Source organism: Enterococcus sp. E4-150, assembly GCF_035726465.1.
In the GTDB taxonomy this organism is placed as follows: Bacteria; Bacillota; Bacilli; order Lactobacillales; family Enterococcaceae; genus Enterococcus_B; species Enterococcus_B faecium.
The window spans coordinates 1-20344 of the sequence record NZ_JAPRGK010000005.1; the positions used below are offsets into that span (position 1 = coordinate 1).

Here is a 20344-nt window from a genome sequence, read left to right on the forward strand (position 1 = left end):
AATTGGAGCTGTCCTTATGGACCTTCATGACGAATGGCTCAGTTCTACAAGAAAATATATTAAGTTTGATCAATGAGAGACCGGTAAAACATTGTATAGTATTTTACACAGGATTATGGACTTGACTCTCATTTTCAAAAGTTACACAAAAAATAAAATAACAAAAAAATTAACATTGAATTAATAATAGTTATTTATATTTATAACAAATAAACCAGAGAAACAGCCTATTTTTTGCCTGTTCTCTGGTTTATTTACATATTAGAAATTATTTTGTGATGATTTGATCTAAACTTGCTAGTGACAAAGCCATGGCAGCAATTTGACTTAATTGCGTTAATCGGTTCTTACGTACTGCTGGTTCTTCTGCCATGACCATCGTCTGATCAAAATAATTTTCGATCAGTGGGCGAAGGCTTACAAGCTGATCATAATTTTCATTGATCGTTTGGTCAGCAAAGCTTGTTTTCATTGCCTCTACTGCTTTGTGCAGTTCTTTCTCCGCTTCGTTTTCGAACAGTTCAGGGTCTACTTCTGATTGTTTTTCAAGCTCCGCTTTTTTCGCTAAGTTCACGACACGTGTCAAAGCTTCCATCGATGGTTTGAAGTCTTCATCTGCAAGATGCTGCTTGAACAATTGTGCTGCTGCAAATACTTTTGTCAGATCTTTTTGTTCTGCATTCAAAACAGCTTCGATGACATCATGACGAATATTCTTCGTTGTCAATAATTGGCGCAGACGGCCTTTGATAAAGTCGATCACCTGTTGTTGTCCCGCTGACAAGCCAATGCCAAAACGATCCGTATCTTTACTGATAACTTCACTAATCGTTTCTTGCAGAACAGACAAAGGAAAGGCCCATTTTTTCGATTCGATGATTCGAACGACACCATATGCTTGACGGCGCAAAGCATATGGATCGTTTGAGCCACTTGGGATCATCCCAACTGCAAAGAAAGAAAAGATACTATCTAATTTGTCAGCAATCGCTAAAACAGAACCTACTGTAGTCTCAGGTAGATCTCCTTCACTGGATATAGGCATGTAATGTTCACGGATTGCTGTTGCTACGGCTGGTTTCTCGCCTTTAAGCAGAGCATATTTTTCTCCCATAATCCCTTGTAGTTCAGGGAATTCTCCTACCATGTTGGTTACTAGATCAAATTTATAGATTTCAGCAGCGCGTTGCAGATCCATCAATTCTTCCTCAGATAGTCCTACTTGTTCGCCTATGATGCGAGCGATGACTTGTACCCGTTGCATTTTCTCATAGATGCTACCGATTTTTTCATGGAAAGTAACAGTTTTTAATTTTTCAACGTATTGGTCGATTGAAGCTTTCTTGTCTTCATTATAAAAGAATTCCGCATCTTCTAAACGAGCAGTCAATACTTTTTGATTGCCTCGTACCACATTTTCCAATTTTACCCGATCGCCATTACGAGCAGAAATAAAATGAGGAAGCAACATACCTTGTTCGTTCCGTACTTCGAAATAACGTTGATGTTCTTTCATAGAAGTGACTAGTACTTCTTCAGGAACAGAAAGATATTTTTCCTCGAAGTCGCCAGAAAAGACAGTTGGATATTCGACTAGATTGTTGACTTCTTCTAGTAAATCTTCATCTAGATCAATGATCCAGTGATTTTTTTCTGCTAATTCGTTTGCTTGTGTGATGATCATTTCTTTTCTTTTTTGTGGTGAAGCAATAACAAATTGTTCATTTAATTTTTCTTCGTATTCTTTTGCATGCGCAAATGTTACATCTTCGCCTAAGAAACGATGACCTCTTGAAGCTCTGTCTGTTTTGACATCCAAGATCTCAAACGGGATTATTTCGTCATCTAACAATGCCACGATCCAGTGAATAGGGCGAATATATTCAAAATCGTATTCTGCCCAGTGCATCGTTACTGGGAAAGTGAGGCTTTTAATGACATCTGCTAAACCAGTCAATACTTCTTTTGCTTCTTTGCCGTGAGTGTATTTCGTTACATAGACATATTCCACGCCTTTTAATTCTCTAAAAGTGATAGCATCTGTCGTCAGACCTTGTCCGCGGACAAATCCTTCAGCTGCTTTCGTCCAGTTTCCATCTGCGTCCAAAGCAATTTTTTTGGCTGGTCCTTTGACTTCTTCTTCGCTGTCTGCTTGACGTTCTGGAATGTTTGTTACTTTGATTGCTAAGCGGCGCGGTGTAGAAAACGTTTCGATCGTATCATAAGTCAATTGGTTTTCATCTAAAAATTTTGCTGTTTTTTCTTCTAATTGTTTCATGCTTGGTGTGACAACATGAGCAGGCATTTCTTCCAGCCCGATTTCAAGTAATAAGTCTTTTGCCATCTTATTCAGCCTCCTTCACGTTTTCTGGATTTGCTGTGTTTTTATTCAATAAAGGGAATCCTAATTTTTCGCGTTCTGCCACAAAGATTTTGGCTACAGCACGAGCCATGTTGCGGATGCGGGAAAGATAACCTGCACGCTCTGTTACGGATACTGCACCTCGGGCATCTAATAAGTTGAATGTATGGCTGCATTTCAAAATATAATCATACGCTGGATGAACAAGATTTTCATCGATACAGCGTTTAGCTTCTTTTTCAAAACGATCAAAGTTACTTAGTAGCAAGTCTTGGTCGCTTACTTCAAAAGAATATTTGGAATGTTCATATTCTGGTTGTTTGAAGATCTCGCCATATTTCACGCCATCAGCCCATTCCAGATCATAGACACTTTCAACTTCTTGAATATATGAAGCAAGACGTTCTAGTCCATAAGTGATCTCAGAAGTAACTGGTTTACAAGGTAGTCCTCCGACTTGCTGGAAGTACGTGAATTGTGTGATCTCCATCCCATCAAGCCATACTTCCCAGCCCACACCGGCACAACCCATCGATGGGTTCTCCCAGTTGTCTTCAACAAAACGAATATCGTGTTCTAATGGATCAATTCCTAAAAGACGCAAGCTTTCTAAATAAAGCTCTTGGATATTTTCAGGTGAAGGTTTCATTACGACTTGAAATTGATGATGCTGATACAAACGGTTTGGGTTTTCTCCATAACGCCCGTCAGCTGGTCGGCGGGATGGCTCTACATAAGCAGCATTCCATGGTTCCGGTCCGATTGCCCGTAAGAATGTATATGGGCTCATCGTACCTGCTCCTTTTTCTGTATCATAAGCTTGCATCAGCATGCAGCCGTTTGATGACCAAAATTTTTGTAATGTTAAAATCATATCTTGGACGGTCAATTTTTTACTCATCTGTTTTGCCCCTTTCAATTTTTAAGCGTTGCTGTCAATAAGAATACAGGAAAGAAAACGACAAAAAGTCCCTATGTCTGATTACAGACATAGGGACGAATAATTTCGCGGTTCCACCCTACTTCCGAATAAAGATTCGGCAGCTTCATTTATCGTACTCGCAAGTGCCTCTTCAAAAATCGTTTGGGTCCGGCTTCCACTCTCCCGAACTCGCTAAACCACGTGTTTTTTACTGATCTTGGTCAATGTACGTATTCATTTTGCAGTTTTCTTGTTTGTATAATAGATCCTCTCAGTGAACGATCTATTTAATCTACGGTTAATAATAGACGGAAGTCCCTGTATTTGTCAAATAGTTTTGATTTTTTTGTTGTATCTTTCATTTATTCTTCTTTTTCAGGTATCTCTTTTTCAGGCATATTTTTCTCTGGCGTCTTTAATACGTGTGCCCAAGACTTCATTTGATCAATGAACTTTTTGCTTTTTAGATGAATACCGACATATTCATCATACAACTGGTCAATGAGGTCACGGATTGCCTGCTTCGTTTCTTCTTTCAAGTGGATTCCACTGATCTTATCATAAGAAATAGCCGAAAACATTCGGACGAAATAAACAGCGCGAGGATCTGCATGATAACGGTGTTCGTCCATTGGCCAGTGTTTCTCGCATATCACACCGCCATATTTGGAAGAATAGTCAAATTTTCCTTTTGTTTCCCCGCATACGACACAGTGCGTCCAAATTGGCGCGATTCCGAAGCGTTGCAGTATTTGAACTTCAAAGATATTCGTGATGATTTCTGCATCATCTCCTTGATCCATCCGCTGCAGAGCTTGTTGCGTAAATTGGAATAAATGCGGGTCATATTGATGATCTTCGATTGCTGCATCTACTAGATTTAGCAAATACGTACCATAACCGCTCAAAAAGATATCTTCTTGGATGTTCCGAAACGCATGGACGTCTTTGACACTGCTTAAAAACGACAAACCTTCACTTCGAAAATTACCGATATAGACTGCTTCGGTAAAGGGGAGCAAAGCCGGAGCTAATGGCTGATTTTGCCGATGGATTCCTTTGATATAAAACATCATTTTGCCAGAAGATTCCGTAAAGATTTTGACTAATTTATCTTTTTCTTTGTAATTACGGCTAGATAAAATCAAGCCTTTCGATTCTGCAAGCTGGCTCATATTCTCCCTCCTAAAAAATAAATCTGGAAAAGCAGATTCTGCCGATCCAGATTATTTATGTTTCGATCTTCCGCCGTTTTTCTCAACGTGCGGATTTTTATCCAGTTTATTTCTATACTTAACCTATAAGAAGTTCAGAATATCAGTATTCATCTTTTCGGTAGCCGAAGTCTTGCAGATAGACTTTTTTGTCTCGCCAGTCTTTTTGGACTTTGACCCAAAGTTCTAGAAATACTTTGTCTCCTAAAAGATTTTCGATATCCTTTCTTGCTTTCGTTCCTACTTGCTTCAGCATTTTTCCGCCTTTGCCGATAATGATTCCTTTTTGGCTATCTCTTTCGACGATGATCGTGGCCTGGATATGGATTTTATCATTCTCGTTTCGCTTCATCGAATCAACAACGACTGCGACAGAATGAGGCACTTCGTCTCGTGTTAAAAACAAGACTTTCTCACGGATCAATTCAGAAACGATGAAGTATTCAGGATGATCAGTCACTTGATCATCTGGAAAATATTGTGGGCCCTCTGGCATTTCACTGACTAATACATCCATTAAGCGTTCGACATTGTTTCCTTCTGTAGCAGAGATCGGAATCACTTGTGCAAAAGGCATCTGCGTCGAATAATCTTCGATGATTCCCAGCAACTCGTCTGGATGGATCTTATCGATTTTATTGATAATCAGATAAACAGGAGAATGCACGTTTTTTAGACGTTCAATAATAAAATCGTCTCCCCGGCCGCGTTTTTGATCAGCACTGATCATAAATAAGACTGCATCCACTTCTTTCAACGCACTGTAAGCTGCTTCTACCATAAAATCTCCTAGACGATGCTTTGGTTTATGGATTCCTGGTGTATCGATAAAAATCAGCTGAGCTTCTGGTGTAGTATATACTCCTTGGATTTTATTTCTAGTTGTCTGTGCCTTGTCACTCATAATGGCAATTTTTTGACCCACGATTCGGTTCAATAATGTGGATTTTCCTACATTCGGGCGGCCGACGATTGCGACAAACCCTGATTTATGTTCTGGCATATACGTTCTCCTTTTTACTTAAACAACAAATGATATATTTTAGGGACAAATAAAATCAACCCAATGATGACAGCAAAACAAGCGGTCACTAAAACTGCTCCAGCTGCCATATCTTTGATTTTTTTCCCAATCGGATGAAAATGAAAATCCGTAAACATGTCCACTACATTTTCAAAAACAGTATTGATGATCTCTACTATCCAAACGAGAAAAACAGCTAAAAGCAGCCATAACCACTCTATCCGATCAAGCTGGAAAATCACGCCCATAAATAAAGCAAGGATACCGAACGCAACATGTTTCCTCATATTGCGTTCTTCCTCAAAAACGGTTTTGACTCCTTGGACAGCAAATTCCACAGACATCAGGAAATGTTTGTTTTTCTCTACGTTTTTATCTTTTGAGTCCATAGGCATCCAAGATCTCTTTCTGTAAACCAAACATTTCTTTCTCATCTTCTGGTGTCATATGGTCATACCCGTTGATATGCAAGAATCCATGTACCGCTAAAAAGCCAAGTTCCCGATCATATGAATGGCCGTAAGCTTCTGCTTGTTCAGCAGCACGTTCAATAGAGATCATGATGTCTCCTAGTACACGAGGCAATGGATTCTCTCCATCTTCAAAAATCACTGGGATTTCGTCTTCGCCTTCTTCTTCCAGAGCAAAACTGATGACGTCTGTCGGTGCATCTTTTCCACGGTAATCACGATTGATTACTTGGATTGTCGCATTGTCCATGAAAGTAACAGACATTTCTGTTTCCTCTGGCAGCTTTAAATAAGATGCTGCAAATTGCAGCAAGTCATCGATTTCTTTCATTTTCTCTTCTGAGACTTGGTTTGTTTCATCCATAAAGGTAATATCCATTATACATCGCTTCTTTCTATTCTTCTTGTTCTTCCTTTATCTTCTCAACTTCTGTTTTCATTTTAGGATATTTGATCCGAGAATGGAAGGTGCTACTTAAACCGCTGATCAATGATTTTTCCACTTTTCGGATTTCTTTCAAGGTCAGTCCACTATCGTCTAATTGACCATCGGAAATACGCTCTTCGATAAGATTATGGACAAAACTTTCGATTTTTTCGCTCGTCGGATGATCCATTGCCCGTACTGCAGCCTCACAACTGTCAGCAATATTGACGATCCCTGCTTCGCGACTTTGCGGTTTTGGTCCAGGGTAACGGAATTGCTCTTCTGTTACTTCCGGATTGCGTTCTTTCGCTTTGATGTAGAAATAACGCATTAGCGTGGTTCCATGATGCTGTCTGCAAATATCGATCACCATTTGCGGCATATTATAATCTTCCAATATTTTGGCTCCATCTGTCACATGTCCAAAGATAATATGTTTACTGTCTTCTGGCAATAAGAAATTGTGCGGGTTTTCCGCTCCTGAAGGCAAGTTCTCAACGAAAAAGCTAGCATGTTTGATCTTGCCGATATCATGATAATAGCAAGCTACTCGAGTTAGCAAAGAACGTCCGCCGATTTCTGCTACAGCGTTAGCACTTAGATTAGCTACCATCATACTATGATGATAAGTACCTGGCGCTTCTTCCAGCAACTGTTTCAATAAAGGATGATTTGGATTGCTGAGTTCATTTAATACAATTACACTGTCATCATTGACCATCAATTCAATATATGGGTGTAGACCGATCGTCAGCAAGAATGAGAAGAGTGCACCAGTGAACCCGCAGACAAGCATTAACCAAGTCGTTGCATCACCAAAGCTCATTCCTTGATAGACGATCAAAATGACATCCATCATCACAGGAAAAATAATGACCCACATGGCAGCAGATAATCCTTGTTCTGAGATCCGTTTACGTCTGACAATCGTTGCCATGAGCCCAGAGAAAACATAAGACATCAAGATAATCGTTAGAAAGTTCGTGCCAATCGAATCATAAAAAATGAAAAGTGCGGATACTGCTTGGAAAATACCAGCCATGATCCCTGCTCTTCGATTCAAGAAAAAGCTTAAAACAAGTGGTGCAAAAGCAGCGGGATAAAACAGCGGGATATAAGTAGCTTGTTCCGTTTGGAATAATTGGAAAAATTTCATCAGCACTATGCTGACTGACATAGCTGTCACATAGAAAAGCACGTATTTTGTTCTTTCTCCTGCATTTTGGAATTGAAGTGAATTATAAATCAGTACGCCGATTTGAAGCAAAACAGCTAAAACCATGGCAATTAGCGGAAAAATCGAAGTTGTTTGATTAGTCAGTCCTAGTAATTCCAATTTTTTCATAGCTGAAGCATCGATTTGATTACCTTCACGAACAATGATTTCTCCTTGGAAGATCATCACTGGTTGTACAGCTTCTCGTGCGGATTGTTTCAATTCTTCTGTCTTTTTCTCATTCAATACGTCATTCACTACGATACCTTGATCCACTAAGTAGCGAATCATTTGTTGTTGTGCTGGTGTGACATTCAAATATTGGATTTGCTCTTCTGCTTCTTGTTTAAAAGCTTCCAATTCACTTTCACGAACTTGTTTGCTCATCTGTTCGTCAATGAGCTTCAGACTCTCATCCCTCACAGTATGGATCTCAGTTTCAGTCATTTCAAATATCGTCGAATAAAAATTGTTCGGTAGTTTTTGATAAAACGCAACATTTTCTGCATTCACATTTTCAAAATTTTTCTTCAACGCGGCGATCCGCTCTTCTGTAGTAGGCTTTGGGATATTTTCATCTTCCTTTGCCTTATCAATCTTTTCGTCATAAGATTTGTTGATGGCATCATTCGTCTTATCGATCAATTCAAATAGTTGCTTGATCCGATTGTTCTGGTCATCTGCAAGATCTTTTTGGTAAGTGTATTCTGGAGTGACTGCTTCTGCTGCCAGTTTTCTTTTTTGTTCGGTTTCTTCCGTGTTCTCGATCGTTTTGTTTGCACGGATACTTTCTTCTGCTACTTGGCCTTCTCTGAAATCATTGGCCTTTTGTTTGACACTACTAAATGTAACGCCGCAGATAATGATAAAAAACAAGAACAGCAGGAAAGGCAATGCTGCCTTTCCAAGTTTTTCTTGTAGTTTCTGCAGTGTTTTATTCAACATGTGCTTATCCTCCTAAGCAAAGCTTATTCTTGATGGAGATCTGCCTTTTCATAAGCTTTGATGATTTCGGCAACTACAGGGTGCCGAACAACGTCACTTGCTTCAAAATTAACAAAATCGATTTTCTTGATTTGCTTTAATGTTCGTTCTGCATGAACAAGACCACTTGTCGTCCCTCGAGGCAAGTCTATCTGACTTGTATCCCCATTGACAATCATTTTTGATTGATAACCGAGACGGGTCAAGAACATTTTCATCTGAGCGACTGTCGTGTTTTGTGCTTCGTCCAAGATAACGAATGCATCATCCAATGTTCGCCCCCGCATGTAAGCTAAAGGTGCGATTTCGATTACGCCTCGTTCCATCAATCGGTTCGTATGATCCAATCCAAAAATTTGGTATAAAGCATCATAAACAGGCCGCAGATAAGGATCCACTTTTTCTTTCAGATCCCCGGGAAGAAAGCCTAGATTTTCCCCTGCTTCCACAGCAGGCCGCGTCAAAATGATTTTTTGCACTTCACCTTTTTTCAAGGCAGCGATTGCTAATACTACTGCAAGAAAAGTTTTTCCTGTTCCGGCTGGTCCTACGCCAAATACGATATCATGTTTGGCTACCGATTCAACATATTTCTTTTGGCCGCTGTTTTTTACCCGTATAGGTTTTCCATTACGGTCTTTGACGATCTCTTCCTCATACATCTCAACAAAATAATCTAATGTGCCTTTTTGCCCCATTTTCAGTGCCGTCACGACATCTGGTGTACTTACATGGATTCCTCGTTTGATCAATTCCTGCAATGTCCGAATGACTGAGGCAGCCAAGGAAATCTGGGATTGTTCACCAATGATCTGAATGATTTCTCCACGTGTATGGATGGTTGTTTCTGTTGTTTCTTCAATCAGTTTTATATGCTTGTCGTGAGCACCTAAAAGCATGCTGACATCATCAGCAGCCGTCAATCTAATCTCTAAAGAACTAGACTCTTCCGTCAAAAATAGACATCCCCTTTTTTTCGATTCATTCTTTCCTATTTTACCATACTCAGAAGAAACTATATAGCAAATAAGAAAAGGTTCTAAAAGAGTTGCTTAACCATAAGTACCAAGAAACGTTAAAAAATAGCTGCTTCCATTCTCTAAAGGTCTCGTTTGAATAAAAAAAGCTGATCATGTAAGCTATGCATAAGATAGAGGACAAGTATTCCGTCTAACTTAGCAAGTATTCTCTGGGTATTTTTCTTGTTTCAAAAAAAGAAAACAAAATATTTGAAATATTCTTGCATTTCAAAAAAAACAGGTGTATTATAACGTCAACAAATAAATATACAGCAAAGCGTCGAGGAAAACAGTAGGCTATTCAGCGATTTATTCCCAGTGAGTCATGTAAGTGAGAAATGACAATAAATCGAATAGACGAACATCATTTCCGAGTCAATGTCGAAAACGTAGATCATTGTGGCTGCCTCCATTATCAGGCTAGCGGATAACTTTATCGAAAAGCGTCCGTGAATGAAGAAGCTTTTTTAAGCGAAAAAAGGTGGTACCGTTCTAGAATCTAGAGCCCTTTTCCCAAGTGGAAAAGGGCTTTTTTTATATTTTAAGGTGGTGGTTTTCATGGAATCTGATATTAGTGGTATTTCTAGTTTCTGCAACGTTTATTTTGTTACTCAAAATGATAATTATTGGAGGAAAAATTTATGGAAGAAACAAAAACTTATTCATGGAAGCAATTATTGATGGTCAGTTCACTTATCTTCGGGATGTTCTTCGGGTCAGGTAATCTGATCTTTCCTGTCCACTTAGGTCAAATGGCTGGATCAAACTGGATCAGCGCTGGTGTAGGATTTGCCATCTCAGGCGCTCTTTTCCCATTATTAGCTATCTTAGCTGTAGTAGTGACAAAAAGTGATGGTCTGTATGACTTAGCTAAACCTGTCGGAAAATGGTATGCTGCCTTGTTCTTGATCCTTGTTCATTTAACAATCGGACCATTCTTTGGTACACCGCGGACAGCAGCAACTGCTTTTGAAATGGCTGCTAAACCCTTTTTGCCTGAAAAATATGATTCATTAGGTATGTTTTTATTCTCTGCTCTTTTCTTTTTACTTGCTTATTTCCTTACTGTACATCCAACACGTTTGGTCAAATATGTCGGAAAGTATTTAAACTCCTTGTTTCTTGCATTATTAGCTATCATTTTTGTCGTTTCTTTATTCCAACCCATGGGGAATCTAAACCAATCTGCTGCAGATTCTTATCAGACGAACGCTTTGACAAATGGCGTTTTAGAAGGATACAACACGGTTGATGCAGTAGCTTTACTTGCTTTAAGTGTCACTTTTGTCCATGCAGTTCGTGATCTTGGTTTTAAAGATAAAAAAGTCACAGAATTAACAGCAAAAGCTGGTAGCCTGAGCGTTGCGTTAGAAGTCATGATTTATTTTGGTCTGGTCCTTCTCGGTGCGATGAGTTTGAATAAGATGTCTTTATCAGAAAATGGCGGAACTGCACTTTCTCAGATCACTAATTTTTATTTAGGTAACTTCGGTGCTAGCTTCTTAGGGGTAATGGTCACATTAGGTGTCTTCACTACCGCTATGGGACTCGTTGTTTCTTTTGCACAAGATTTCCATAAACTGTTCCCTAAAGTCAGTTATATGACATGGCTGCGGTTAACGACTTTTGTCTCTTTTGTCGTTGCGAATGCCGGATTGGATAATATCATCCAATGGTCTTTACCAGTATTGATGCTTTTGTATCCATTGTCACTTGCGTTAATCTTGCTTTCCTTAACAGCAAAATTCTTCCAAAAGAGTCCATTTGTCTATCAAGTAACGATGTTCTTTTCTGCCGTTCCAGCCGTATTGGATATGTTGGCAAATTCGCCTGCATTAGTGAGTCAGCAAACTGTCGTAGCAAGCTTACTAGGATTTTATCATCATTATGTTCCTTTTGCTGCATTAGGACTTGGCTGGGTCGTCCCAACGTTGCTTGGTTACGCTGGCAGCTTGCTCTTTTATTATGTATATCGCGTATCAGGATATAAACAAGAAGCAAGTGAGTTACCAGAAGAATAACCAAATCAAACACAATTTAACATAAGAGATATTAAACAGGAAAAAAACAGCTAGAAGAAAGAATCTTATTCTTTCTTCTAGCTGTTTTTTAGTTCTTTTTTTACGAACACAAAAAACTGCGGACAATCACTGTCCGCAGTTTAGATGATAAAATTAAGATTGTAATAGTTCTTTCACAATCGCATTCACTTGGTTTCCATCTGCTTTTCCTTTGACTTTAGGCATAATTGCACCCATAACTTTGCCAAATTCTTTCATTGATGAAGCACCAGTTTGAGTGATTGCTTCTTGAACAAGTTGTCGAATTTCTTCGTCGGAAAGTTGTTCCGGCATATATTTTTCGACTATTACAATTTCACTTTTTACTTTTTCAGCTAAATCGTCACGTCCTGCTTCTTCAAACTCATGCAAAGAATCACGTCGCTGTTTCATTTCGCGAGACAACACCGTTAGTTCTTCTTCTTCTGTCAAGTCGTGACCTTCTTTAATCTGCTCGTTTTGTATAGATGACTTGATCATTCGGATGACTTGTAAAGATTCCTTATCTTTCGCTTTCATCGCTGCTTTCATGTCATCGTTTAATCTACTTAGTAGTGACACACTACCAACTCCAATTCATCACAGAACTAGAATTTTTTGCGTTTTCTAGCTGCTTCAGATTTTTTCTTGCGTCTTACACTTGGTTTTTCGTAGAATTCACGTTTACGAGATTCTTGTAAAGTACCCGCTTTTGACACGGAACGTTTGAAGCGACGAAGAGCATCGTCAAGTGATTCGTTTTTGCGAACGACTGTTTTTGACATGTTAATTCCCTCCCTCCGAGCTTAAAAAGTAACCGTAATTGTTATTGAAATATATCTCAAAAAACAAGACTGTCCTGTAAATATTATATCTAATGCTGTTTTGACCGTCAAGGAAATCTTGCTTTTTTTTAAAATTATCAAATGTTATTTTATTTAAATCCTTATTGACAATTTTCACATCTTCCGAAAATCTCGAATCTATGCCCTTCGATCGTGCATCCACCTAGCTGTTCTTCGAAATAATTCATCGGACACATATGGATTTCTTTCGTTGTTCCGCACACTGTACAGATAAAATGATGGTGGTGGCCGATTTCCCCCTGACAGCAATGAAAACGAAACTTCATTTCTCCATTTAAATCGGTTTCTTCCAGTAAATCGATCTCTGCAAAATCATGGAGATTCCGATAAATCGTATCATAACTTACCCCTTTGAATTCCTGATTCATATAGTCAAAAACTTCTTTAGCAGATACGTAGCGGTTACGCTTCACTAAATAAGTTAACAACGCTTCTCTTTTTTTAGTATATTTAAAACCGTTATTTTTCAATGTTTCTAATGATTGTTCGATCAATGTCTGTTTTTTCATGACTTATTCCTCCAAATCAAAATGATTACGAAGTACGCATTCTAGAGTATGGTATAATAAACATAAAAAAAATGCAAGTGAGGTTTTATCCATGTCTTTCGATTCTACAGAAATCGTTACTTTTTTTGTCATCTCCGACTCTGCTGGAGAAACTGCGACAAAACTAGCGCAAGCTACTATGGCTCAGTATCCTACCGTTGAGTTCAACCTATTCCGCAGAACGTTCGTGACTGATGAAAAAACATTAAGGCAGGCATTGCAAGATGCATTAGAAGAAAAAGCACTTGTCCTGCATACATTAATCAATCAAGAACTGATCGAGATAACACGTTCTTTTTGTGAAGAACATCAATTATTTAGTTTTGATGTGATGACGCCACCGATATCAGAAATTGAACGTTTAACTGGTATCAAGCCAATTCGGCAACCTGGTGCCCTCCATTTATTGAATGAGAACTATTTCAAACGGATCAAAGCAATGGAATTTGCTGTAAAATACGATGATGGGAAAGATCCTCGTGGTTTTTTAGAAGCAGATGTCGTTTTGCTAGGCGTATCCCGAACTTCCAAAACGCCTTTGAGCTTGTTTTTAGCTAACAAAAATTTAAAAGTTGCCAATTTACCTTTGATCCCACAAGCACATATTCCCAAACAGCTTTGGGAGATCGATCCTAAAAAAATCGTGGGACTAACGAATAACCCAGATATTTTAAATAATATCCGTAAAGAACGGATGCGCTCTTACGGATTAAACCCTGATACTGCTTATTCCGATATCGAAAAAATTAGAGCTGAACTCGATTTTGCGAATGATCTTTATGAAAAACTAGGCTGTGTAGTGATCAATGTGGCATCTTTATCTATTGAAGAAACGGCTTCGCTTATTTTGAATGCTTTAGACCTAGAAGATCATAGTTATTATGGAACTGAAACAACAGAAAAAAGCGATTAATCATTTTTGTCTTTTTCTTAAAAAACACTGGAGTGTGACAACGAAGAAATTTCGTTGTCACACTCCAGTGTTTATCTATTTGCACCTATCGTTATTGATGTTCCACATGTTTGAGTGTCTGGTTCAAAATATCCAGTACATGAGAATCATCAAGACTATACAAAATCGCTTTTCCCTCGCGATGAGACTTGACGACATGATTTTCTCTTAATAAACGTAGTTGATGCGATACAGCAGACTGCTCCATTTCCACTGCTTGGGTGATTGCTGTCACATTTTGTTCCCCGTCTTTCAGATATAGCAGAATTTTAAGACGAGTGGGGTCACTCAACATTTTGAATAATTGACTGACTTTCTCTACTTTTGATTTTTGCGTGTCTGGCAATCCATTCACCTCCAACTTGAAAAAAGACTGACTTCTAAAGTTTACCACTTTTTCCATCAGTCTCAAGTTTTTTATTCTTCTGTCATCTTTTTGATAATCGCTTCATAAGAGGCTACTTTTTCGGCTGCGTCTTCTGTAGAGCTTCCTTTTACACCAATATAAAACTTGATTTTCGGCTCAGTTCCTGAAGGGCGGATAGCGATCCAGCCATTTTCTTCCAATGTATACTTCAATACGTCGGATGGCGGTGTTGTTAGTTTTTCTACGTTTCCTTCACGGTCTGTTCTCGTCAATTCTTTAAAGTCTTCTGTTTGAATAACTTTTGCTCCGGCAAATTCTGTCGGTGCTTCTTTACGGAATTTTTCCATCAAAGCAGAGATTTTCGCAGAACCTTCTTGTCCGCTCATTGTCACAGAAATCGTTTTTTCTGCGAAATAGCCATAGGTTTCAAAAATCGTTTGCAAGCCGTCATACAACGTTTTGCCTTGTTTTTTATAGTAAGCTGCTACTTCTGCTAATAAAAGCAATGCTTGGATCGCGTCTTTATCGCGAACAAAAGGTTTAACTAAATAACCATAACTTTCTTCGAATCCAAACATAAAAGTATGTGAATGGTCTTCTTCAAATTGTTGGATTTTTTCAGCAATGAATTTAAACCCTGTCAACACATTGAACATAGTAGCACCGTAGTGTTCCGCAATTGCTGTAGGCAATTCGCTGGAAACGATTGATTTCAATACCGCTGCGTTTTCTGGTAAAGTGCCTCTTGATTGATGTGCTTCCAAAATATATTGAGCAAACAATGCTCCGATTTGGTTCCCAGTCAATACTTCATAAGAACCATCTGGCAAACGAACCGCTGCGCCTAAACGGTCTGCATCAGGATCTGTTGCAATCAGCAAGTCAGCTCCTTCTTTTTCTCCAAGTCGTATAGCATATTCAAAAGCTGAATGTTCTTCTGGATTTGGCGATTTGACCGTAGTGAAATCTGGATCTGCCACAGCTTGTTCGGGAACTAGTACGAATTGTTCGAATCCAGCTTGTTTCAACGCACGTTCGCCCAACATTTTCCCTGTTCCATGAAGTGGCGTGTACACAAGTTTCAAATCTTTCCCCATTGTTTCAACCAATTCACGATCAATCGTCACTGCTTTGATTTCTTCTAGATAAGCAGCGTCCACTTCTTCTCCGATGATCGTGATCAACCCGCTATGTTTAGCTTCTTCGTCAGATAATACTTCGACTTTTAGCGGATTGCTGACTTCACGGACATATTTCGTCAATGCATCTGCGTCTGCAGGAGGCATTTGTCCGCCATCTTCTCCGTAGACTTTATATCCATTGTAAGCCGCTGGGTTGTGAGATGCGGTTACCATGATTCCCGCAAACGTCTTCAAATGACGAACTGCAAAAGAAAGCTCTGGTGTTGGACGCAGACTTTCGAATACATAAGACGGGATATTGTGATGTGCCAGTGTTTTGGCTGCTTCCATTGCAAATTCTGGTGACTGATGGCGTGAGTCATAAGCGATAGCGACACCTCGGCGTTTTGTTTCTTCACCTTGTGTATCCATGAAACGTGCTAGTCCTTCTGTTGCTTGTCTTACCGTATAGATGTTCATTCGATTGATCCCAGGTCCTAAGATTCCCCGCATGCCTGCAGTACCGAATTCCAACGGTGCATAAAAAGCATCTTCAAGTTTTTCAGGATCTTCACCCAGATCATTTAATTGTTTTTTTAAGTTTTCTTCTAAATTTTCTTCATGTACCCATTGTTCATACACTTGTTCCCAAGACATGAAAATAACACCTCTTTCTGAAATATGGTTCTTAATAAGTATAGCATTCACTTATTAGATATGAAAGTATGAGGACCAAAAAACGCTTAAATCAAGAAAGGATTCTTTTATCAAAAGGTGTTGGACGTGTTCGCATAAATCAGATTCAGTAAATTTCACGCGAAAAAAAAGAGTAAAAGAACAATTGAAACCGTTCTTTCACTCTTTTTAAACTTATGCTGTTGTTTCTTCCAAAGACTCCAAGTATTTATACACTTGTTGTCCAGCAATACCGCCGTCACCAACAGCTGTAGTGATTTGTCGCAAATCTTTTTCACGAACATCTCCGATGGCAAAAACGCCTGGCATATTCGTTTTCATTTCGTTGTCTGTTGGAATCCAGCCAGCCTCGTTCGTCAAACCTGCTTCTCTAAAAGGTGCAGTTAATGGATCCAGTCCAACATAGATGAATACTCCGTCTGCTGCTAAATCAAATTCATTGCCGGTTTTGACATTACGTGCTTTCACACCTGTCACTACCATTTCGTTTCCAACGATTTCGTCAACGACTGTATCCCACATAAAGGAAATTTTTTCATTTGCAAATGCACGGTCTTGGATGATCTTTTGTGCACGTAATTCATCTCTACGGTGGACGATCACTACTTCAGAAGCAAATTGTGTCAAATAGATGGCTTCTTCTACTGCTGAGTCCCCACCCCCGATGACTACTAGACGTTTGTTACGGAAAAACGCACCATCACAGACTGCACAGTAAGAAACGCCTCGTCCAGCAAATTCTTCCTCGCCAGGTACGCCTAATTTACGGTGGATACAGCCTGTTGCGATAATGACTGTTTTTCCTTCGTAACTTTTATCTTCACAGATGACTTCTTTATGGCTGCCGTGATCCTTGATATCTTGAACGATTCCATAAGCATTTTCTGTCCCAAATCTTGAGACACTTTCATACATCTTATAAGCTAGATCGGGGCCCATGATCGAATCGAATCCAGGATAATTTTCGATTTCTGCCGTATTGTTCATTTGGCCGCCAGGGGCACCTTGTTCGATCATCAATACGGATAAGTTTGAACGTGAAGCATATAAAGCAGCAGTCATCCCAGCAGGACCTGCGCCAATAACGATTACATCATACATATGTAGATTCTCCTTTACTTAATCAAGTAAGCATACTTTACAGCCAATGCGAAAAAAAGTCTATTGTTCTGCTTGCGTTTCTCGAATAGCTTTATTATACTCGAAAAATCCGCTGAAAAACAATAGACTTTTATAAATCATTGATCAATCGTTCGAAAGATTTTCTCCATTTGAATCAATTACTTTTTTATACCAGTTGAATGATTTTTTCTTTGAACGGGCTAATGTGCCATTTCCTTGGTTATCACGATCGACATAAATGAATCCGTACCTTTTCTTCATCTCACCGGTACCAGCTGATACTAAATCGATACATCCCCAAGTCGTATAGCCTAATAGATCGACTCCGTCTAGTTCTACTGCATCCTTCATCGCCTGGATATGCGCTGCCAGGTAATCGATTCGGTAATCATCTTCCACATAACCATTTTCATCTGGCGTATCGACTGCACCTAAGCCGTTTTCTACAATAAATAATGGTTTTTGATAACGATCATAAATATCATTCATCGTTATTCTCAAGCCTAATGGATCAATTTGCCACCCCCATTCACTTGCTTGCAGATATGGATTTTTGACAGAAGCAAAGATATTTCCTGCAGTCTGTTCCAAGAGTTCGTTGTCGGTAGTCGAAACTCGTGAAGAATAATAAGAAAAAGAGATAAAATCAACAGTATGTTCTTTCAGCAATGCGGCATCCCCTGGTTCCATTTCGATCTGAATGCCATTTCGCTCCATTTCTTTCAATGCATAAGCGGGATATTCTCCTCGTGACTGGACATCAATGAAGAAATAATTTTCTCGATCTGATTTTCTAGAAGCCCAAACATCTTCAGGATTGCAAGTGTATGGATAATATGCTCCTGCTGCCAGCATACAGCCTACTTTGTTCTCCGGATCTACTTCATGAGCAATCTTCGTTGCGATGGCACTTGCAACCAACTCATGATGTGCCGCTTGATATTTGATTTGTTCTTCATTTTCTCCTTCTTCAAAATACAGCCCTGCGCCCATAAATGGTGCATGAAGGATCATATTGATCTCATTGAATGTCAGCCAATATTTGACAAGTCCTTTATAGCGATTGAAGATGACTCGACACAGATTTTCATAAAAACCAACGAGTTCTCTGGAACGCCACGCACCATATTCTTTGATCAAATGCATTGGACAATCAAAATGCGTAATCGTCACAAGTGGCTCAATTCCGTGCTTTTGGCATTCTTTAAAGACATCCTCATAAAATTTCAAGCCAGCTTCATTCGGCTCTTTCTCATCCCCCATTGGAAAAATACGACTCCAGGCGATAGACATTCGATAAGTCTTGAACCCCATTTCTGCAAACAAAGCAATATCTTCTTTATAACGATGATACATATCGATTGCAATTTTTGCTGGATAAAAATGATCCTCATCAAATTCAAACATTTTTTTCTTTCCGGTGATAACAGGAAAACGGTCTTTTCCGATTGGAACAACATCTACGTTTGCTAGTCCGCGTCCACCTTCATCATAACCGCCCTCACATTGATTGGCTGCTGTAGCACCGCCCCATAAAAAATCTTTTCTGAATCCCATTATACTTCCTCCATTATATGTGTATTACCTGATAATTCTCTTGCCAGTTCATCTTGAACTTCGATTCCTTCTTCTTTTAATCGGCTGATTGTTTCCTTGAATTGCGGTAAATACTGCTGGTGTGCAATAAACAACTCATCCATGATCCGTTTTGCTGTCTTTCCTGATCGTATAAGTGGATTGATCGTAAACGCCTGTAAAGCTGTCCCATAATCACCAGTCACAGCTGCTTCGATCGTCAGCAATTCCATATTCTTCATTACTTGCAACCAGCCTCTTTCAGCAGCAGGAAGAGAACCAAACGCTACATTTCTCGCTCCTTGTGCGCCAACATAGGCAGTGACTTCTACAACACAATCTGCCGACAGGTCAGGAACAGCTCCATCATTCTTTGTAGATACAACGATCTGTGTTTCTTTATTTCCATAGATTGAAGCAATCGTTTCACAGGCAGCGTCTGAATAATAAGCGCCACCTCGTTTTTGCAATTGTTCAGGTTTATGGTCTAATTCTGGATCTTTGTATAATTCAAATAGCTCTGCTTCTGTTTCTTTCACTTGCTGCGCTCTTGTACCAATCGTTTGATATTCTTCTAAAGCATGTTCCAGCATTTCTTCTTCACGATAGTAATAGCGGTGGTAGCCACAAGGGATCATGTTCATTTGTTTTAATTGTTCTTTGAAAAACGGGATATCAAAGATATTTTTCGGTAATCCATTATCTTCATCGTATAAACGATCAATCAATTCTGCCGTGCGGTCATTTCCTTTATTATCTGCTACTTTGTGCCAATGGAAATGATTTAGACCGGCAAACTTGTAGATCAGCTCTTCTTTTTTCTTGCCAAGCATTGCTGGTTCTGTCATCATCGCCATCACTGGCACATTGCATAATCCAATCACTTTATCCCATTTGCCATATCTGATAACTGCTTCTGTCACCATCCCACTTGGGTTCGCGAAATTGATCAGCCAAGCATTTGGACATAAACGCTTCATGTCCTCAACGATTGCCAAAACGACTGGAACGGTACGAAAAGCTTTGAATATCCCGCCAGCACCATTTGTTTCTTGCCCAATCATCCCGTAATAACTAGGGATCCGCTCGTCTTTGATTCGTGCATCTAATTGACCGACACGAAACTGAGTCGTAACAAAATCCGCATCTTTCAATGCTTCTTCCCGATCCAGAGTTGCATAGATCTTGACTTCATATGGAGAAGCATCCCACATACGCTGAGACATCTGACTAACGATCTCAAGCTTTTCTTTTCCTTCTTCTACATCTACGAGCCAGATTTCTCGTATCGGTAATTCCTCATATCTTTTGATAAATCCTTCCATCAACTCAGGGGTGTAACTGCTGCCTCCACCAATCGTAGCGATTTTGATTCCTTTTGCCATGTTCTCACTCCTTTACTTTTTTACACTTTCATTAT

General features: G+C 39.3%; 18 protein-coding genes. 2 read left to right on the top strand and 16 right to left on the bottom strand.

Features of this window, described 5'->3' with window-relative positions; genetic code table 11:
* Positions 1–268 precede the first annotated feature (268 nt).
* The 8 genes from glyS to OZ002_RS05695 form a co-directional block, all read right to left on the bottom strand.
* The gene (gene glyS / locus OZ002_RS05660) at positions 269–2344 is read right to left on the bottom strand and encodes a glycine--tRNA ligase subunit beta (protein WP_325082915.1); all 2076 of its coding nucleotides are present in this window, start codon (positions 2342–2344) and stop codon (positions 269–271) included.
* A 1-nt stretch (position 2345) separates the two neighbouring features.
* On the bottom strand, positions 2346–3263 hold the full coding sequence (gene glyQ, locus OZ002_RS05665; protein ID WP_002291706.1) for a glycine--tRNA ligase subunit alpha: 918 nt from the start codon (positions 3261–3263) through the stop codon (positions 2346–2348).
* 383 nt (positions 3264–3646) lie between these two features.
* On the bottom strand, positions 3647–4459 hold the full coding sequence (recO, locus tag OZ002_RS05670; protein ID WP_002301248.1) for a DNA repair protein RecO: 813 nt from the start codon (positions 4457–4459) through the stop codon (positions 3647–3649).
* 142 nt (positions 4460–4601) lie between these two features.
* Positions 4602–5501 (bottom strand): GTPase Era, encoded by a 900-nt coding sequence (gene era / locus OZ002_RS05675; RefSeq protein WP_002288753.1) that lies wholly within the window; start codon positions 5499–5501, stop codon positions 4602–4604.
* A gap of 14 nt (positions 5502–5515) precedes the next feature.
* Complete coding sequence (locus OZ002_RS05680) at positions 5516–5911, bottom strand: diacylglycerol kinase family protein (protein WP_010729043.1); 396 nt, start codon at positions 5909–5911, stop codon at positions 5516–5518.
* A complete protein-coding gene (gene ybeY, locus OZ002_RS05685) occupies positions 5895–6371 on the bottom strand; it encodes an rRNA maturation RNase YbeY (protein WP_002306229.1) in 477 nt (158 codons plus the stop codon). The genes OZ002_RS05680 and ybeY overlap by 17 nt, the downstream gene beginning before the upstream one ends.
* A 16-nt stretch (positions 6372–6387) precedes the next feature.
* Positions 6388–8580 carry an HD family phosphohydrolase gene (locus OZ002_RS05690; protein ID WP_002306228.1) on the bottom strand — a complete coding sequence of 731 codons (2193 nt, stop codon included), beginning with the start codon at positions 8578–8580 and terminating at the stop codon, positions 6388–6390.
* Between the two features lie 23 nt (positions 8581–8603).
* The gene (locus OZ002_RS05695; RefSeq protein WP_002291698.1) at positions 8604–9575 is read right to left on the bottom strand and encodes a PhoH family protein; all 972 of its coding nucleotides are present in this window, start codon (positions 9573–9575) and stop codon (positions 8604–8606) included.
* A gap of 704 nt (positions 9576–10279) precedes the next feature.
* Between OZ002_RS05695 and brnQ the strand changes: the two genes are divergently transcribed.
* Positions 10280–11659: a branched-chain amino acid transport system II carrier protein gene (brnQ, locus tag OZ002_RS05700; RefSeq protein ID WP_002288744.1), complete on the top strand. Its 1380-nt coding sequence runs from the start codon at positions 10280–10282 to the stop codon at positions 11657–11659.
* 153 nt (positions 11660–11812) lie between these two features.
* Here brnQ and OZ002_RS05705 read toward each other — a convergent pair whose 3' ends face one another.
* The 3 genes from OZ002_RS05705 to OZ002_RS05715 form a co-directional block, all read right to left on the bottom strand.
* A complete protein-coding gene (locus OZ002_RS05705) occupies positions 11813–12259 on the bottom strand; it encodes a GatB/YqeY domain-containing protein (RefSeq protein WP_002287318.1) in 447 nt (148 codons plus the stop codon).
* A 26-nt stretch (positions 12260–12285) separates the two neighbouring features.
* Positions 12286–12462, bottom strand: coding sequence for a 30S ribosomal protein S21 (gene rpsU / locus OZ002_RS05710; protein ID WP_002287321.1), 177 nt, complete (start codon positions 12460–12462; stop codon positions 12286–12288).
* 161 nt (positions 12463–12623) lie between these two features.
* Entirely contained in the window at positions 12624–13052 is a 429-nt protein-coding gene (locus OZ002_RS05715) for a Fur family transcriptional regulator (protein ID WP_002287322.1), read from the bottom strand.
* A gap of 91 nt (positions 13053–13143) precedes the next feature.
* Here OZ002_RS05715 and OZ002_RS05720 point away from each other — a divergent pair, with 91 nt between their 5' ends.
* Positions 13144–14004, top strand: a complete 861-nt coding sequence (locus OZ002_RS05720) for a pyruvate, water dikinase regulatory protein (RefSeq protein ID WP_325082916.1) — start codon at positions 13144–13146, stop codon at positions 14002–14004.
* Positions 14005–14095: 91 nt separating this feature from the next.
* Here OZ002_RS05720 and OZ002_RS05725 read toward each other — a convergent pair whose 3' ends face one another.
* From OZ002_RS05725 to OZ002_RS05745, 5 genes are all read right to left on the bottom strand, one after another.
* Entirely contained in the window at positions 14096–14446 is a 351-nt protein-coding gene (locus OZ002_RS05725) for an ArsR/SmtB family transcription factor (protein WP_002321425.1), read from the bottom strand.
* A gap of 14 nt (positions 14447–14460) precedes the next feature.
* Entirely contained in the window at positions 14461–16188 is a 1728-nt protein-coding gene (locus tag OZ002_RS05730; RefSeq protein WP_002296152.1) for a phospho-sugar mutase, read from the bottom strand.
* Positions 16189–16401: 213 nt separating this feature from the next.
* A complete protein-coding gene (gene trxB, locus OZ002_RS05735; protein ID WP_002296150.1) occupies positions 16402–17328 on the bottom strand; it encodes a thioredoxin-disulfide reductase in 927 nt (308 codons plus the stop codon).
* A gap of 144 nt (positions 17329–17472) precedes the next feature.
* On the bottom strand, positions 17473–18906 hold the full coding sequence (locus OZ002_RS05740; RefSeq protein ID WP_002289178.1) for a 6-phospho-beta-glucosidase: 1434 nt from the start codon (positions 18904–18906) through the stop codon (positions 17473–17475).
* Complete coding sequence (locus OZ002_RS05745) at positions 18906–20309, bottom strand: 6-phospho-beta-glucosidase (protein ID WP_002327767.1); 1404 nt, start codon at positions 20307–20309, stop codon at positions 18906–18908. The genes OZ002_RS05740 and OZ002_RS05745 overlap by 1 nt, the downstream gene beginning before the upstream one ends.
* Between the last annotated feature and the right edge of the window lie 35 nt (positions 20310–20344).

What these genes read in the sequence shown, in the direction of transcription:
- glyS (WP_325082915.1), bottom strand. Translation starts at nt 2,344, where the DNA reads ATGGCAAAAGACTTATTACTTGAAATCGGGCTGGAAGAAATGCCTGCT.
- glyQ (WP_002291706.1), bottom strand. Translation starts at nt 3,263, where the DNA reads ATGAGTAAAAAATTGACCGTCCAAGATATGATTTTAACATTACAAAAA.
- recO (WP_002301248.1), bottom strand. Translation starts at nt 4,459, where the DNA reads ATGAGCCAGCTTGCAGAATCGAAAGGCTTGATTTTATCTAGCCGTAAT.
- era (WP_002288753.1), bottom strand. Translation starts at nt 5,501, where the DNA reads ATGCCAGAACATAAATCAGGGTTTGTCGCAATCGTCGGCCGCCCGAAT.
- OZ002_RS05680 (WP_010729043.1), bottom strand. Translation starts at nt 5,911, where the DNA reads ATGGACTCAAAAGATAAAAACGTAGAGAAAAACAAACATTTCCTGATG.
- ybeY (WP_002306229.1), bottom strand. Translation starts at nt 6,371, where the DNA reads ATGGATATTACCTTTATGGATGAAACAAACCAAGTCTCAGAAGAGAAA.
- OZ002_RS05690 (WP_002306228.1), bottom strand. Translation starts at nt 8,580, where the DNA reads ATGTTGAATAAAACACTGCAGAAACTACAAGAAAAACTTGGAAAGGCA.
- brnQ (WP_002288744.1), top strand. Translation starts at nt 10,280, where the DNA reads ATGGAAGAAACAAAAACTTATTCATGGAAGCAATTATTGATGGTCAGT.
- rpsU (WP_002287321.1), bottom strand. Translation starts at nt 12,462, where the DNA reads ATGTCAAAAACAGTCGTTCGCAAAAACGAATCACTTGACGATGCTCTT.
- OZ002_RS05715 (WP_002287322.1), bottom strand. Translation starts at nt 13,052, where the DNA reads ATGAAAAAACAGACATTGATCGAACAATCATTAGAAACATTGAAAAAT.
- OZ002_RS05720 (WP_325082916.1), top strand. Translation starts at nt 13,144, where the DNA reads ATGTCTTTCGATTCTACAGAAATCGTTACTTTTTTTGTCATCTCCGAC.
- OZ002_RS05725 (WP_002321425.1), bottom strand. Translation starts at nt 14,446, where the DNA reads ATGGAAAAAGTGGTAAACTTTAGAAGTCAGTCTTTTTTCAAGTTGGAG.
- OZ002_RS05730 (WP_002296152.1), bottom strand. Translation starts at nt 16,188, where the DNA reads ATGTCTTGGGAACAAGTGTATGAACAATGGGTACATGAAGAAAATTTA.
- trxB (WP_002296150.1), bottom strand. Translation starts at nt 17,328, where the DNA reads ATGTATGATGTAATCGTTATTGGCGCAGGTCCTGCTGGGATGACTGCT.
- OZ002_RS05740 (WP_002289178.1), bottom strand. Translation starts at nt 18,906, where the DNA reads ATGGGATTCAGAAAAGATTTTTTATGGGGCGGTGCTACAGCAGCCAAT.
- OZ002_RS05745 (WP_002327767.1), bottom strand. Translation starts at nt 20,309, where the DNA reads ATGGCAAAAGGAATCAAAATCGCTACGATTGGTGGAGGCAGCAGTTAC.